We start from the raw sequence: 16,059 nt of genomic DNA, 5'->3' as shown, positions 1-16,059 counted from the left end.
TCAAGATGTCTGATTTGGCTGCAACAGGTGTGCTATCTTATACCGTATCCACGGATGACCATACGGCAACGAAGAAGATGGTTGTTGTGAAGGAATAGAGCATGAAAGTTTTTTCATGAGATGAATATGGGTTTTAGGTGTTTTTGGGGAGCAGGTTTTCTGCTCCCCTTTTTTGTGGTATGTATGTCAAACATAGTAGACTTGATGTGTTGGGGATCATTATCGGGTTAAAATGGCGCTGCCCCTTTCCACGCTATGCCTTTTTTTAGTCACTTAGTTCAGGTTAAGCTATTGTGAAATACAGTTAATTACTGGGACGCTTGGTTGAAAACAGCTCATTTTTCCCACTGCACTGACCCGATGCATCAAGTCTAATCTAAGAGCATGTTTGGAGCTCTTATACTCCCCTCGGTCACGAGAGGTGAAATTTTGACGACTTTATCTTTGTGCCTGAGGGGAGTATAGTACCGCGTTTAATGCGGTTTGGGGGGGAGACTGAGCAAAAGGACTGCGATAGGCACCCTCGTTTAATGGTTTACAAAGCACTGGACTCAAACCTTACGCCCCGTACCGGGTTCTTGTCTTAAAAAGCATGCTTCGGTCCTTTCTTTACCTTTTGTTGGCACAAGTTTTTTTTGTGATGGCTGGTACCGCACAGTCAGACACCCTGCTCACTACCGGGCTGGACTCTGCCGTTGTGGTCAGCACCACCCGCTTGCCTGCGCCAAAAATCAGGACACCCTACAGCATCCACCAATTGGAGGTAGCCGATTGGCAAAACGGGCGGCAGCACCTCTCATTAGCTCCGGCGCTAAGCCAACTGCCCGGGCTGCTCGTCCTCAACCCCAATAATTTTGCGCAGGACCTGCGACTGTCCGTGCGGGGCTTTGGTGCCCGGTCTGCTTTTGGCATCCGGGGCATACAAATATGGGTAGATGGGCTGCCAGAGACCACGCCCGATGGGCAGGGCCAGGTTGATAATCTGGACGGAGGGCTTATACAACAAGCCAATTTGTTGAGCGGTCCGGCATCCGGCATATATGGCAACGCTGCCGGTGGCGTTATCCAATTGCAAACGGAGGCCCCCCCGGAAAATGCAATGGCAGCTGCCGGGGCCAGTGTTGGAAGTTACGGCTTCCAGCGGTACACGGCAAAGGGGGGCGCTCAAAATGGCCCCTACAGTTGGCTGGTTTACGGCAGCCACAGCAGGCGGGAGGGCTACCGTGCACATAGCCGGGTAGAAAACACCCTGCTTAATGGCCGGTTGCGCCGCCAAATCAAGAAGAAGGGGCAGATAGAACTGCTGCTCAATTACCTCAACAGTCCGGTAGCCCAGGACCCCGGCGGTCTGTCTTTAGAAGCGTTTGAGGATAACCGCCGTCAAGCTTGGGAGCGGAACCTTCTCTTTGATGCTGGCGAAGCGGTCAAGCAGGGCCGTGCAGGCCTGACGCTTGATTATACCCTGAGCAACGACTGGCAACTGGAGGCGTATGGATTTGTCCTATTCCGCGATTTCTCCAATCGGTTGCCGTTTGAAGGGGGAGGAGCGGTTGACCTGTTTCGGCAGTTTGGTGGTATCGGTGGGCGTGTGCGGCACAGGGGTAATTTATTTGGCTTACCGCACCGGCAGGTCTGGGGTGTGGATGCCCAATCGCAGCGGGATCAACGTCAGCGGCTTGATAATTTGCTGGGGGAATTAGGAGATTTGGTTTTTGACCAAGATGAGATTTTTCGCAGCCTGGGGTTCTACACCATTCAGGAGTGGGAGCCGCTGTCTAACGTATGGTTAACTGCTGCCCTTCGCTACGATGCCAACGTTATGATTGCCGAAGATGCCTTTCGCTCTGACGGCGACGATTCCGGGAAGCGTCAATACCATACGCTTAGCCCCTCTGCGGGCATCAGCTATGCGTATGCAGGGGGGCACCACGGCTACGCGAATTACAGTTACAGCTTTGAAACCCCCACCTTGAGTGAGCTATCTGCCAACCCAGACGGTGCACAAGGGTTCAATGAAAATTTACAGCCTCAGCAAGCCTACAACTATGAGGCGGGGTTGAAGGGGCAGTTTGCTTCCGGGCTGCAATATCAACTGTCGGCATTTTACATACAGCTGCGTCAGGAGCGCCTGCCCTATGAGCTTAGCGATAGCCCCGGGCGTTTATTTTACCGCAATGCAGGGGCTTCCCGCCGTCAGGGGCTGGAATCCTGGCTACAGTGGTCACCGGGCCCAAACTGGAAGGGGCGCCTGTCTTATACCTACTCGGATTTTGTGTATGAAGACTACGAAGCAGAAGGGGAGGTGTTTGACGGTAATATGCTCCCGGGTATTCCATCCCACCTTTGGTCTGGCATGTTGCAGTGGTCTTATTTGCCGGAAGGCCTGCTCATACTGGAAGGGCGCTACCTGAGCGAGCTGTTTGCCAATGATGCGAATACAGCAACGGCAGATGCTTTCCTGGAGCTGAATTTGCGGGCCACTTATGCCTGGCGTTTGGGCTGGGGGCAGCTGCGGGCTTTCGGGGGCATCAATAACTTACTGGATACCCGGTACATCAGTAATGTCCGGCTGAATGCCTTTGGCGGGCGCTACTTCGAAGCAGCACCCAGGCGGAATTTTTACATGGGGCTACAGGTGGCCTTGAATGGAGCCAAGGAAAACCCCAACTAGCTCTAAAGAAAGACTCCGTACAGCACGGTATTGAAAACCGCCAGTAAAATCGCCAAAAAGAAAGCCGATTTGAAGTTGTCAACGTGAAAGCCTTTCAGGAAGTAAGCCGCAATGAGCAGCAGTGCGGCATCCACCACGAAACTGAACAAGCCCAGTGTCAGGTAACGCAAAGGCGTTGTGATGAAATCCAGTACGTTGCCGAGGGTGGCATTGAGGACGGCGAGCAGGATGGCAACGATCATAGCGCGCACGAAGTCATCAATACGCACCCCATTCAGGAAGTGGGCACCGGCCATAAGGGCAAGGGCATTAAGAATAAACTTCAGTGCCCAGTAGGTTGGGCCGTGGGCATCAAGCAAAAGCAAGTCCATTATTGACAGTTTTTCAGCTGTTCCTGTAAATCTTTAATCGCCTGGTCGCGCTCCTTGATCTGGCGCTTCAGGCGTGCGTTTTCATTCTTTAGCGCTTCCGTGCTATTAGCGGATTTGGGGGCAGTTTCCTGCTTTTTACCGGAAGGTTTGGCTGGGGTTTCCTGCACCTGCTCGGTGGCCTCCAGCCCAGTCAGGGACTTGAAGTTGGAAATGGGGTCTTCACCATTAATGTAGGAAGCACCCGCAAACGCCAGCGGGATGATGATGATCATGGCGAGCATGAAACGGGCAAATGGAGTGACTTTTCTTTTTGGCATCGGTTGTGTTTCTGTATTGATACCCTGCAAAAGTACATCCTTGAGTAGTGAGTTGCCATATATTTCTACTTAATCCAGCAGAAATGCGATGTAAGGCGTTCGGTCAGGCCCTAAATTGCTGAATCAGATTTAGGAAGGGGGCATTAAAATGATATTTTTGTGCAAAGCGGGCCTCTGTTCCCGTATGTCAAAAACTACTGCTATGCCAGAAGCCTATATATATGATGCCCTGCGCACCCCCCGGGGGAAGGGTAAGAGCAGCGGCTCACTCTACGAAGTCAAGCCCGTGGAATTGCTCTCTGCTACCCTGCAAGCCTTGCAACGCCGGCAGCCTATTCAACCCAATCAGCTGGATGACACCATCATCGGCTGTGTGACCCCCATCGACGATCAGGGCTACAATATTGCCCAGGCGGCTTTGCTCCACAATGGGTGGGAAACTTCCGGCGGAAGCCTGCAAATTAACCGTTACTGTGCTTCGGGCCTGGAAGCCGTCAACCTGGCGGCTATGAAAATCCGTTCGGGTTGGGGGCATCTCGTCCTGGCGGGAGGCGTAGAAAGCATGAGCCGTATCCCTATGGGCTCAGATGGTGGTGCCCTGTTGTTTGATCCGGATATCCTAATCAAAGCGCACTATCTGCCGCAGGGTATTGCCGCCGATCTGATCGCCACACTGGAGGGTTTTTCCCGTGAACTGCTCGATGAGTATGCGTATCAATCTCAGCAAAGAGCAAGGCATGCCGTGGAAGCGGGTTATTTCTCCAAATCGCTGGTGCCGATATATGACCGCAACGGGCTGCTGATCCTGGACCGGGACGAGGCGGTCCGGCCGGATGCGAATATGGACAAGCTCAGTCAGCTGAAGCCTGCCTTTGAAGCCCTGGGCCATATGGGCTTCGATGATATGGCGCTGGAGCGTTTTCCGGTATTGGATGCCGTCCAACACGGGCATACCGCCGGCAACTCCTCTGGTATTGTGGATGGCGCTGCCCTCGTACTGGTGGGCAGTGAAGCCGCCGGGTCCGCTGCAGGGTTGAAGCCACGCGCCCGGATCAGGGCTGCAGCAACCGTTAGCGTTGATCCCACGCTTATGCTAACGGGGCCGGCACCGGCTACACAAAAAGCCCTGCAGCTGTCCGGAATGAACGTTAAAGATATTGACCTCTGGGAGTGCAATGAGGCTTTCGCTGCTGTAGTGCTTAAGTTTCAGCACGAACTCAAAATACCAGACAGCAAACTGAATGTGAACGGTGGCGCAATTGCAATGGGGCACCCCCTGGGGGCTACCGGGGCAATGCTTCTGGGGACGTTACTGGATGAGCTGGAGCGGCAGGATAAGCAAACCGGCTGCGTAACGCTCTGCGCAGGTGGTGGTATGGGCATTGCCACCATCATTGAGCGGGTCTGAGTGGCCGGCTACCGGGATCTTCCAATTATTCGCGTTCAGCGCCAAACCAACAGCATATGATTTTTTACAAAAAAGATACGGACCATATTGTTACGCTCACCTTGAATATGGCAGGGCGGGACACCAATATTATCAACCACGAAGTCAGCCGCGCTTTTCTGCCGGTGATTGAGCACCTGCGGGCCGAGAAGCAAAAAGGGAACCTGCGGGGGGTGATCATCACGTCGGCGAAAAAGTCTTTTTGCACGGGCGGTGACCTGGAGTACCTTTCCAAAACAGATGATCCCGAAGCCATTTTTGAACTGGCCGAACAGCTCAAGGCTACTTTCCGGGCCCTCGAAAACCCGGGTGTCCCTGTCGTTGCAGCTATCAACGGCACTGCCCTGGGGGCCGGTTTCGAGCTGGCGCTGGCCTGTCATTACCGCATTGCTATTGACCAGAATACCACTTGGTTCGGATTTCCGGAAGCACAGCTGGGGCTTATTCCCGGCGGTGGAGGCATCACCCGGCTGACCTGGCTGTTGGGGATCAAAAAAGCTTACCCCATTCTCTCCGGCGGGCATCGTTACAACCCACAGGAAGCCCTGCAGCTGGAGCTAATCGATGAGCTGGCTGGCAGTCCGCGGGAGATGCTGGAAAAAGCCAAGGCCTGGATCATGAGTACCCGGGAAGCGCGCCGCCCCTGGGACCAGAAAGGAGCAGCCATTCCAGGTGGTACGGCTCAGGACCCGGAGGTAGCGATTTTTCTGCGCAACGAAGCTGCCCGGCTCTTTGCAACCGGTGCGCACCGCCTGCCTGCACAGCGTTCTCTGCTCAGCATTTTGTACGAGGGCTCCAAAGTAGATTTTGACACCGCCTGTCGCCTGGAGAGCCGCCACTTCACCAGCCTGCTGCGGAGCAAGGAAACGAAGAATATGATCAAAGCTTTCTGGTTGGACCAGAACTTTATCAAAAACGGGGGCAACCGCCCTAAAGGTTACGGGAAGTTCCGTCCACGTAAAGTGGGCATTATCGGTGCTGGGCGTATGGGCTCCGGTATTGCCTACGTCTGCCTGGATTTTGGTATGGAAGTGGTGCTTAAAGATGTATCTAAACCCATAGCAGAACGGGGGCGTGATTATGTGAGCAAACGGCTGGAAAAAATGCAAGCCAGTGGTCGTAAGAAACCAGCAGAGTGTGAAGCGATGCTGCAACGTATCCACACCACGGAGTCTTCCGCTGACTTTGAGGAATGCGACCTGGTGATCGAAGCGGTTTTCGAAAACCGGATGGTCAAACAAAAGGTGATGCGGGAGGCCGAGGAGTATATTGATGACTACAGCTTGTTTGGAACCAATACGATTTCCATCCCGATTACCCGTCTGGCAGAGGGTTCTATTCGTCCCTCCAACTACATCGGGCTGCATTTTTTTCCGCCTGCTGAGGAAGTGCCGCTGGTAGAAATTGTGCGGGGTGCCGAGACTTCCGAAGAGTCTGTAGCCCGTGCTTTTGATTTTGTGCGGGCCATCCGAAAGACGCCGATTGTCGTGAAAGACGATTGGGGTTTCTTTGCCGCCCGGGTGCAGAATACGTTCATCCTGGAAGGCATCACCATGCTTGCGGAGGGCTATCCACCGGCGCTTATCGAAAATCTGGGGGTGCAGGCAGGTATGCCCAGAGGAGCGCTCTCGCTTGCAGACAACCTGGGGCTGAATATGGTACTGCGCTACGAAAATCAGGCGGCAGAACACTACGGGTCTAGGTACATTCAACACCCGGCGGTTGACGTCCTGAAAGTTATGCTTGAAGAGTTACAGCGCCCGGGACAGCAAAAGCGGGCAGGGTTTTACAGTTACCAGGGTGAAAAGGCTACGGGCCTGTGGGACGGCCTGGATGGGGCTTTCTCCAACACCAAAAAAAGAGCTAAAAATGAGGAGTTGATGGAGCGCTTCCTTTTTGCACAGGTCTTGGAAGCGGTCTGGTGTATGCAGGAAAAAGTCATTCATTCCGTACCGGCTGCTAACCTGGGCAGTATTTTCGGATGGGGCTTCCCGGCTTTTAAAGGAGGGGTGATACAGTATGTTAATGATTACGGAGTAGAGGCGTTCGTAAAGCGTTGTGCTACTTTCAAGAAGAAGTTCGGTCAGCGCTTTAGTGTGCCCAGTAAGCTGAAAAGCATCGTTTCTCAATAACGTTACCCAATCGGCTTGTTCTGGGGTAGGCGAACAAAAAACCGGCTTCCCTGCCCGGGCACCGACTGCAGTTTGATGTCTCCGCTTAGGCGCTCTGTTACTTTTTTGCACATGGCCAGGCCAATACCGGTCCCACTGTATTCACTGGGAGGGTGCAATCGTTGGAACATATCGAATACCTTTTCCTGAAACTCAGTCGGAATGCCGATGCCGTTATCTGAAAAGGTCAGCAGCCATTCCGTCTCCTCTTGCCGGGCGGTGATTTCAATCGTGGGCCGTGTGGAGGTATTATACTTTATGGCGTTATCCAGCAGATTCATGCAAAGGATGGTCAGCAGATGGGGCGCTGTATTTATGATGGGCAGGTTGGGAGCATTGATGGTAAACGTATCTCCGTAGACTCCCCGGAGTTGATCGGTGCAATCACTAATGATGGCATTCAGGTCGGTGGGCTCAAAATCCAGAGCGGTTTGCTGGTTAAGCCGGGAGAAGTCGAGAATATCTTCGATAAGTGCATTGAGCTGATAGGCCCCTGTTTTAACATACCTGAAATATTCCCCGAGTTGCTCGTACTGCCCGCGCTGAAGGTCTCTTTCAGCCAGGCCAATAAAACTGGAGATATTCCGGACCGGGGTTTTTAAATCATGAGAAGCAATGTAGGCGAACCGCTCGAGTTCGGCATTGGCTTTTTGCAATGCGGTATTAGAGCTTTTCAATGATCTCATCAACTGAGTCTGTTCTTCTTCATACTTCATGTTTTCATGGAAAAAATAAGTAATCATGAGGCTAACGGCAAGGGAGGTCCCAATGAAGGTAATTATGGAGTCCAGGGAGTCTATTCTGTAGCTGAGTGGAGGTGTATAGCTAAGCAAAGCAATGCTGGAGCCCGAAAACAGCAGTATGATGAAAGTGATCAGGCTAATGCGGGTTAACCAATTCTTATGGAAAATAATAGCGGTAGTGATAAAAACGAATAGGGTATAGCCTGCCCCAATTGCTGCCCCGTACATTAGGAGTGAAGTAGTCATCAGCAGCGGGAGGATGATGTTAGCCGCGTATCGGGCTATGGTATGGTACCTGAAAGCAGAGAGGAGGAGTTCACCAATAAAAAACAGCAAAATCGGTAAAAGGATAGTCAGCTCCAATCCTTTGGACAAGATGTCTTTTACGCCAACGACCGTAGCAACGACCGCACCCGCTAAGTTGAGCCGGTTCAGGATAACAATTCGCGCTATCTCCACCCGGTCCAGATCCGGAGTGACACCTAATTGAGAAACCCAGTTAAGCGGGCGTAATTTTTTGTACATAATTGACTGAGGTCAAATCTGTCTGCAAAAGTACGGCGTATTCTGATTTTATCAGATTTCCCCTGTGTTTTTTTGCGTTACAGCACCTCTAAAGCCCGGATTCCTGTGCCGGATTTCGGAATTTGATATTTCTTTTCATAGGTTCCACCAAAAAGAATTCGGTTTTTTAAACCTTTTTTGAGGTGTTTTGTCTCACTCTAGTAATTAGTGGTTTTTGAAAAAGGGCCGCACAAGATGCATTAGTAAACATGTCAGAGCACTACGATTTTATCATCGCCGGGGCAGGTGCTGCCGGGTTGAGCCTCGCTTGTAAGCTTACAGAGGGGGCTTTGTCCAACGCACGTATACTGCTAATCGACCAAGACCTGAAACGGAGTAACGACCGCACTTGGTGCTTTTGGTCCGAAGGGGCTACGTCTCTTGACCATTTGGTGTACAAGGAGTGGTCCAGGCTGTTCTTCCTGAACGAGCAGGGGAAAAGTGGGGGCGACCTGGGTGGCTTGACCTACAAAATGATCAGAGGGCTTGACTTTTACGAGGACGCCTGGTCGAAGCTGCGTTCCTGCCCGAATGTCGATTTCCGGAATGAACGGGTGCTCCACTATCAGCAGGGCGACGGCTGCGCCACAGTCACAACCGAGCAAAGCAGTTACACCGGCGCGTATATTTTCAATAGCTGCATAATGCCGAAGCCCGACCCGGGTGCCCACTTTCTGCTTCAGCATTTTGCCGGGTGGTGGATTCAAACCGAAGCGCCTGTCTTTAAGCCGGATCAAGGCTACTTAATGGACTTTCGGGCCCCTCAGCAAGACAGTACCCGCTTTTTTTACCTGCTGCCGATCGATGAACACCGGGCATTGGTGGAGTTCACGGTGTTCTCTCCGGAGCGCCTCAATCCTGCCGCTTATCAGGCAGCACTTAAAGAATATGTTGAACAACATTTAGGGATTTCGCATTACACCATCACGGAGCACGAAAAGGGGGCTATTCCCATGACAGACCAGGTAATGCCAAATCAAATGTACCCAAATGTGATCAATATCGGAACGGCGGCAGGAGCGGTTAAGCCAACAACAGGTTACGCTTTCACGACGATCCAAAAGCAGGTTGCACAGATCAGCGCACAACTGCAGGCCGGGCTGCCGCCCCAAAGCTCCCTGCAAACGCCAGCGAGGTTCAGGTTTTATGATCAGCTGCTGCTGAATATCCTCGAGACCCGGGGTGGATTAGGAAAAGGGATATTCTCCAGTCTTTTCCGGCATACGCCGATTGATACGATCTTCCGGTTTCTTGGAGAGCAAACCACAGTGTGGCAGGAGGCAAAGATATTTATGAAGTTGCCCGTCCTTACTTTTCTCAAGGCCGTTTGGCGTGTGTTTGGGCCAGGGCATTTTCTTAAGAAGAGCCACAAAATCATGGGAGCGGTCAGGAAAAAGCCACGTTCGTGGTCAATCCCCGTTCAGGATAAACTACAGCTGCCATGACTTCAAGATACCCTATATTATACCGGTCCATTCAGGGAATTGCATTTGCAGCGGTGCTCATCAGCCTTCTGATACCAGGATGGTTATCCAATGTACAGCTCATTATTGCCCTTGGTATGATCCTGCTGATTGGCATACCACATGGTGCCACCGATTACCTGATATTTCAACAGCTCTCGCGGCCACTATGGGGCAGCCGCGAACTGACCCGGTTCTACGTCAATTATATCTTGCTCATGGCTGGTTTCGCGCTGCTATGGTGGTTGTTTCCGGTTGTAGCCCTACTGGTTTTTCTGGGGATATCTATCTACCACTTTGGGCAGTCGAATTGGAATTATGTAGCATTTGAATCGAAGGCTGAAGGGGCAGGGACTCACCTGTTATGGGGCAGCTTTGTCCTGTTTGTCCCCATTCTCTGGCACTATGAGGCAGCTGCACCCATCATCAGTAACATCATGAGCGCTCCGGCACCCTACATAACTGAACCCTGGCGGGAAGCAGTCAGTATCGTGCTGCTCGTGCTCAATCTCTGGCTTTGCGTTTACTATTATGTCCAAAGCCGAATAACGAGAAAAGAATTCATGGATGAAGTCGTCAACTTATTTGCGTTGGCACTTCTGTTGATCAATCTGCCATTGTTGCTTGGTTTTGCCATCTACTTTGTCTGTTGGCACTCTTTAAGCTCTATGATGGATCAAATCCGTTTTTTTCGCAGGCAGGTCCGTTCTTACAGTATTTCACAGTACATCAGGAATGCGCTGCCACTGAGTTTAGCGGCGATCGGGAGCCTTGCAATATTTGCCTTGGTGCAAATAAAAATGGACATTTCGCTCAACATAGGAATGGTGTTTGTGTTTATCTCCGTGGTAACACTCCCGCACATGATCCTGATCGATCAATTATACCAGGAAGGTGATCCTTCTTTGGCATTTAATTCCATGAAAGAAGAAGTTTGAGTTATTTGGTTTGGTGGTTAGAAAATTAACCAAATTTTTAAACCATTTTCATCAGGCACTGTTAGTGCAGTGTCCTTAACAGTTCTTTAACATAATTTAATTAAAACATGGACGCATTAGTAAACATCCAACCCTTGCTGCTTGCGCAGCTTAAGCCCGGTGACTACGTAGGTTTTACCTTCTTCATCGGCTCAATGGCCATGGCAGCTGCCACGGTATTCTTTTTCTTCCAATTTAGCCAGGTAGATAAAAAGTGGAAAGACTCCCTTCTGGTATCTGGTTTGATTACTTTCATCGCAGCGGTACATTACTACTATATGAGAGATTTCTGGGCAAGTAGTGGTCAGTCTCCAACAGAGTTCCGTTACATTGACTGGATTCTGACGGTACCTTTGATGTGTGTCGAATTCTACCTGGTTACGAAGAAAGCAGGAGCTAAGATCGGTCTGCTGTGGCGTCTGATTATTGCTTCTTTAGCTATGTTGTTGTTCGGATTCCTGGGTGAAAGCACAGGTATTTACAACACACCTGAAACAGCTACTATGAGTTGGGTCATGGGACTCTTGTCTGGGCTAGCTTACTTCTACATCCTCTACCTGGTAATGTTTGGTGAGGTAAAAGAGTTGGCTGCAAAAGCAGGTCCTCAAGTTGCCAAAGCAGTTAATATTCTGGCATGGTTCGTATTAGTAGGATGGGCCATTTATCCAATCGGTTACATCGCTGGTACGACTGGTGGTCTGTTTGGCGCTCAAATTCTGGAAGGTCTGCCAATGGATATTGTATACAACATTGGTGACGCTGTGAATAAGATTGGTTTCGGTCTGGTGATCTATTCACTAGCTGTTGCCAAGACTGACTAAGATACGGTTTGACACAAAAGAAAAAAACCTGCACTCAGATATCACCTAAGCGCAGGTCAATAATGCATTAGTAAACTATAACTGCAAAAGTAAGGGTTTTAAAGCATATCTGAAATCGCACCGCGACAGATAACGTTCAAAAACACTTGCAATCGTATCTTTTCAGAAAGAAACTTAGGGGCACAGCATTTTTGCTGCTGCCCCTTTTGGTTTAAATGCTAATAAAAGAGAAATATTTTCTAAGGGCAACAAACAGGGGATGCCGGGAAATGACTAAAAAAAAGGAATATCCCCAACTTTTTTTCCTTGCCGGGCTTTTCTTTTTGACACGTGTTTTGAATACTCCATAAAAAGAAAAACAGATGCGCAAGACTTTAATAATAATCGGAATCATTTTCGCTGCCCTGATATTAATTGCGCTGGTTGCCGGCTGGAGTGCGCATGAGCCCCGCCCACAGGGAGCCCCCGGCCCGGAAGCGGATGCCCTGGCGCGTAAAATGCAACAAGCCGTCAATATTGAGGCCTGGAATGACACGCGGTTCCTGAGTTGGTCCTTTCCTGGTGGGCATGATTATGTGTGGGACAAACAAGCCGGGCTCGTTCAGGTGAAGTGGGGGGGTACAGAAGTGCTGCTCCGTACGGATGGGCCCAGCGGTAAAGCCTGGGCTAATCAGCAACCACTACAGGGGGGCGCAGCGGATGAAGCCATTCAGGAAGCCTGGGGTTATTTTTGCAACGATTCCTTTTGGCTGAATGCACCTGCTAAAGCCTTTGACCCGGGCACCAACCGGAAGTTGGTCACCACAAAGGAAGGGGAAAAAGCACTGCTGATTTCCTATGAAAGCGGGGGCGTCACACCCGGAGATGCCTACCTATGGCATCTGGATAAAGACGGTATGCCTGTGCGTTACGAGATGTGGGTATCCATTATTCCAATCGGAGGACTGGACGCGACCTGGGAAAGCTGGGCCAACTTGTCTACGGGGGCTAAAGTAGCCACCGTTCACGACCTGGGCATTTACAAAATGGGCTTATCCAATGTAAAAGGGGGAAATACACTTGCGGACATCGGGCTGGAAGTTTACCCCTTTGAAGCGCTGGGAGCACGGCTTCGGTAATAAAACGCAGACCAAAGATCCTGAAAAGAGCGCGTTAGGGGAGGTGTGTTTAATCGTCTGAGTTTGTCAGGCACTACTCAATCAGGGCTTTCAGCTCAGCTTTTATAAAAGCGCCCAATTCGCTAACGTAGTCTCTGGAAAAGTCGAACGAAATGCCTGCTGCCTCGTAAATTTCCCGGACATTGCGAGTGTACCCAAGCTTCAGCGCCTTTAGATAGTCGTGGATAGCAGCATCAGGGTCTTCCCGGTACCGCTTCCATATCGCGATAGCACCGAGCTGGGCCATGCCGTACTCAATGTAGTAAAACGGCACTTCAAAAATGTGCAATTGTTTATGCCAGAGGTGTTCTAAATAGTGCTCCAGCCCGGAATGGTCAATTGTAGGAGAGTTGAAAGACTTCATGATGTGCATCCAGGCTTCCTGACGTTCTTCCTGAACGTGATTAGGGTGCGTGTACACCCAGTGCTGGAATTTATCAATCGTCGCAATCCAGGGCAGTACTTTTAGTACATACTCCAGTTGATTGATCTTAGCCCGGCGCAGCACTTCGGGGTCTTCAAAAAAGACATCCCAGTGTTCCATGGTAAGCAGCTCCATGCTCATTGCTGCGAGTTCAGCGACTTCAGAAGGGACCCGCTTTGCTGTTTTTAGTTTGTAATGACTGGTCAGTCGGCTGTGTACAGCATGCCCTGATTCGTGCATTAGCGTCCGCATATCGCTCAGCGAAGTAGTTGCATTCATAAAGATAAACGGGATGCCAGTCAGGTGCAGGGGCATATTATATCCCCCCGGGCGCTTACCCGGTCGGGAATCCAGATCGAGGTGCCCGAGCTCGTTCATGATCTCCAGCGTTTGCCCAAATTCAGGATGTACGCGATAGAGACAAGTTGTTGATTTCTCAACGAGTTCTTCGATAGAATGAAATGGGCGCAGCGGCTGATCGTCGGTAGGGTCTACAAATAAATCCCAGGGGCGTAGCCGTTCCAGCTTCAGGGTTTCTTTCCTGTACTGGTTGAGCTCGTCCACAAGAGGTACGATTTCAGTTTGGATAGAGTGGTGAAAGTCTTCGCAGTCTTGCACCTCGTAATCAAACCGCCCCAGTGCTCTGAACTTGAAGTCCCGGAAATTATCGAACCCGGCGTTCCTGGCCATATCATGGCGCATGTCTTTGAGGGTATCAAATAATTGATCCAGTGATGTCGTCTCTTCCAGTAGACGGGCATGAATTTTGTGGTAAACTTCCTCGCGGTAAGTGCGGCTGGGCTCCTCCAAAAGGGAGGAGGCTTTTTGCAGGGTCATTTGCTTGCCATCTACTCCGATGGTCATTTCGGAGAAGATCTTAACGTACTCTTTGGATTTAAGTTGGATTTCAGTAGCCAGAGGGATATTTTCCTCCCGGAACAGGTTTACGGCATTGCGGATACTACGCAGGTGAATATGGTATTGACCACCTTCAAGTTGCGCAGTGTAAGGACAATTGACCAGTCTTTCATTGAGTTCGTTCTCAAGCGCTGTGATTTTAGGTGCTAGCTCTTGCACGGCATATTGGTACAGCGATTCCGATTTATCGTCTGTGCTGTCGATCGTGATTTTAATGTAGCGCCAGGAGAAAGCCTCGCTTACGACAGCATCCAGTTCACTTTTATCCTTTAGCCATTGCTCAAGGTCTTGCTTTGAGTTGATCTCCCGCTTCAGTAAATCCTTATAGTAAGGCTGAAGCCGGGACCAGGTCGTCACCTTGAACTCCTTGGGCACAAATGCTCTCTCGTGTTCTTGCAGAACAGTAGCCGTCTTGGTCATGAGAATCATGATTTAGAGGTGCCGTACTTATTACTTTACTTTGTACAGGCACACAACGGGAATGATAATTTTCTCACAGTATGGTGTTCCCCCCGGGAACCGATAGTGGTGAAAATATCCCCTTCAATGATCAAATGTTGTACCGGGGGGTACGTTATAAACAGGTTTACGCTACTTGCTGCTAATTGTTACCCAATCCGAGGAATTTGTTTGGGAAAAGCGCCGAAGAAAATGCAGGAGGGAGAAAGTACGGGCACGGATGTGGAAATAGGGGGCGCTTAAAAGGGGGGGACACCCGTGCCAGTCTTGATCTGTTTTTACTCTTCTTCGTCACTGTCTGCTGATTCCAGCAGCAAGCCCGCTTCGTTGAGGTAGTTATACCACTTAATCACCTTTTTGATATCACCATTGAAGACCCGGTCACGGTCGTAAGTCGGCAATACCTCGGCAAAATATTCGTGCAATTCCTCTGATTTGGCAGAAGCAGCAGGCGGCGGATTGTCCTCCTGTTGCTGTTTCATGTTTCGGAATACCTTCTTTAACTCCATGGAATCGCCGTCGTCCGTGAAAATAGAGATGGATTCCAAAGGCGTAAACTGATGCTTCCGTGAAGATGCGAACCGGCGTTTGCCAGATGCTACATCCTCTATGATCAAGCCATTACTGCGGTTGGCAGCCATTCGGTAAATGCCGGATAAGCCACTGACCGCGATTAGTTTTTCTAAATTCATAAAGTGCGTGTCTCCTTTTAATTAAGGATGCAAATTTAACAACAAAAACGAGAATAGCTTAGCTTATTCTGCACTAAGCTTGGCCTTTAACCAGCCTTAGCAAAGCGATCTGCTGAGACGCTCGGGTTTTCCTTAAAAAAACTGTTGTCAAACGGAGCTGTCCGTACCGTAAACCTGATGCTTTTGGGCAGTGTAGGCAGGAAAGAGCCATTTTGGCCCTGTAATGCCTCCCAACGCATCAATTCTAGTAAGTAAGACGGGTTAAACCCTGTAAAAGGGGGGCTTATACGGACACGAAACTGAAGGGGGGAAGGGGGTATATGTTGGAGTGCAACTGATACAAATCTACGTATTATATTGAGCGGATACAATTTTTGCAGGGAATTATTAACGTTTTATACGCCCCTCGGTCACGAGAGGTGAAATTTTGACGACTTTATTTTTGTGGCCTGCAAGGCAAAACCACGATGGCACTCGCTGCGCAGAGCAAAGTAGACGCGAAGCGAACCGCAGGCATAGCCACACGAAGAAAGGGGATTAAGGGGTCCCTTTCTGAAGTCGGCGTTCCGGTTAACCGGGATAAACGCCGCAGGGCGCAAAAAGAAAAAGTCAAAAATCACTTATTGTGCCCGAGGGGAGTATAAACTCCGGTTTTCGTGCCCCTGCCTGCCTGGCAAACCCGTTTGGCAGGCAGGTCATCTAAGAGCATGTTTGGAGCTCGTTGCTATTGCAAATCAACGCTTTATGAACCCCGCAGAAATGCGGGGCAAGCTCTGACTTCCTCACTAAATTTTTCATTTAGCCCGCTAAACTCAAATTTAGTGACTTTGCCAGAACCACAAATCCTTGATTTTCATGACGAAA

At 50.3% G+C, this 16,059-nt stretch carries 12 protein-coding genes; 7 read left to right on the top strand and 5 right to left on the bottom strand.

The genetic code is table 11. From position 1 onward, the window contains the following. Positions 1 to 592 precede the first annotated feature (592 nt). Positions 593 to 2,671, top strand: coding sequence for a TonB-dependent receptor family protein (locus RIC19_RS12970; RefSeq protein ID WP_350178754.1), 2,079 nt, complete (start codon positions 593 to 595; stop codon positions 2,669 to 2,671). Between the two features lie 2 nt (positions 2,672 to 2,673). Here the strand turns inward: RIC19_RS12970 and RIC19_RS12965 are convergent, their stop codons facing one another. Together RIC19_RS12965 and RIC19_RS12960 are read right to left on the bottom strand one after the other, a co-directional pair. Beyond that, positions 2,674 to 3,042, bottom strand: coding sequence for a phage holin family protein (locus tag RIC19_RS12965; protein ID WP_350178753.1), 369 nt, complete (start codon positions 3,040 to 3,042; stop codon positions 2,674 to 2,676). Next, complete coding sequence (locus RIC19_RS12960; RefSeq protein WP_350178752.1) at positions 3,042 to 3,359, bottom strand: hypothetical protein; 318 nt, start codon at positions 3,357 to 3,359, stop codon at positions 3,042 to 3,044. The genes RIC19_RS12965 and RIC19_RS12960 overlap by 1 nt, the downstream gene beginning before the upstream one ends. 202 nt (positions 3,360 to 3,561) lie before the next feature. On the opposite strand from RIC19_RS12960, the gene RIC19_RS12955 reads away from it, so the two are divergent. Beyond that, complete coding sequence (locus RIC19_RS12955; RefSeq protein WP_350178751.1) at positions 3,562 to 4,767, top strand: acetyl-CoA C-acetyltransferase; 1,206 nt, start codon at positions 3,562 to 3,564, stop codon at positions 4,765 to 4,767. Between the two features lie 56 nt (positions 4,768 to 4,823). Then, positions 4,824 to 6,938, top strand: a complete 2,115-nt coding sequence (locus RIC19_RS12950; RefSeq protein WP_350178750.1) for a 3-hydroxyacyl-CoA dehydrogenase NAD-binding domain-containing protein — start codon at positions 4,824 to 4,826, stop codon at positions 6,936 to 6,938. A 2-nt stretch (positions 6,939 to 6,940) separates the two neighbouring features. On the opposite strand, the gene RIC19_RS12945 is transcribed toward RIC19_RS12950, so the two are convergent. Next, positions 6,941 to 8,245, bottom strand: coding sequence for a sensor histidine kinase (locus RIC19_RS12945; RefSeq protein ID WP_350178749.1), 1,305 nt, complete (start codon positions 8,243 to 8,245; stop codon positions 6,941 to 6,943). Positions 8,246 to 8,493: 248 nt separating this feature from the next. Here RIC19_RS12945 and RIC19_RS12940 point away from each other — a divergent pair, with 248 nt between their 5' ends. The 4 genes from RIC19_RS12940 (at position 8,494) to RIC19_RS12925 (ending at position 12,663) form a co-directional block, all read left to right on the top strand. Continuing rightward, positions 8,494 to 9,729, top strand: a complete 1,236-nt coding sequence (locus RIC19_RS12940) for a lycopene cyclase family protein (protein ID WP_350178748.1) — start codon at positions 8,494 to 8,496, stop codon at positions 9,727 to 9,729. Next, positions 9,726 to 10,685 carry a Brp/Blh family beta-carotene 15,15'-dioxygenase gene (locus RIC19_RS12935; protein WP_350178747.1) on the top strand — a complete coding sequence of 320 codons (960 nt, stop codon included), beginning with the start codon at positions 9,726 to 9,728 and terminating at the stop codon, positions 10,683 to 10,685. The genes RIC19_RS12940 and RIC19_RS12935 overlap by 4 nt, the downstream gene beginning before the upstream one ends. 107 nt (positions 10,686 to 10,792) lie before the next feature. Further along, the gene (locus RIC19_RS12930; protein ID WP_350178746.1) at positions 10,793 to 11,545 is read left to right on the top strand and encodes a bacteriorhodopsin; all 753 of its coding nucleotides are present in this window, start codon (positions 10,793 to 10,795) and stop codon (positions 11,543 to 11,545) included. A gap of 362 nt (positions 11,546 to 11,907) precedes the next feature. Next, positions 11,908 to 12,663: a hypothetical protein gene (locus RIC19_RS12925; protein WP_350178745.1), complete on the top strand. Its 756-nt coding sequence runs from the start codon at positions 11,908 to 11,910 to the stop codon at positions 12,661 to 12,663. 73 nt (positions 12,664 to 12,736) lie between these two features. Here the strand turns inward: RIC19_RS12925 and RIC19_RS12920 are convergent, their stop codons facing one another. Together RIC19_RS12920 and RIC19_RS12915 are read right to left on the bottom strand one after the other, a co-directional pair. Continuing rightward, on the bottom strand, positions 12,737 to 14,464 hold the full coding sequence (locus tag RIC19_RS12920) for a M3 family oligoendopeptidase (RefSeq protein WP_350178744.1): 1,728 nt from the start codon (positions 14,462 to 14,464) through the stop codon (positions 12,737 to 12,739). Positions 14,465 to 14,781: 317 nt separating this feature from the next. Next, positions 14,782 to 15,195 (bottom strand): DUF5606 family protein, encoded by a 414-nt coding sequence (locus RIC19_RS12915; protein WP_350178743.1) that lies wholly within the window; start codon positions 15,193 to 15,195, stop codon positions 14,782 to 14,784. Positions 15,196 to 16,059 lie beyond the last annotated feature (864 nt).

The organism is Phaeodactylibacter sp., from assembly GCF_040219495.1.
GTDB lineage: Bacteria > Bacteroidota > Bacteroidia > Chitinophagales > Saprospiraceae > Phaeodactylibacter.
Note: the sequence above shows the minus strand (reverse complement) of the source record. Positions and strands in the feature narration are given on the sequence as shown.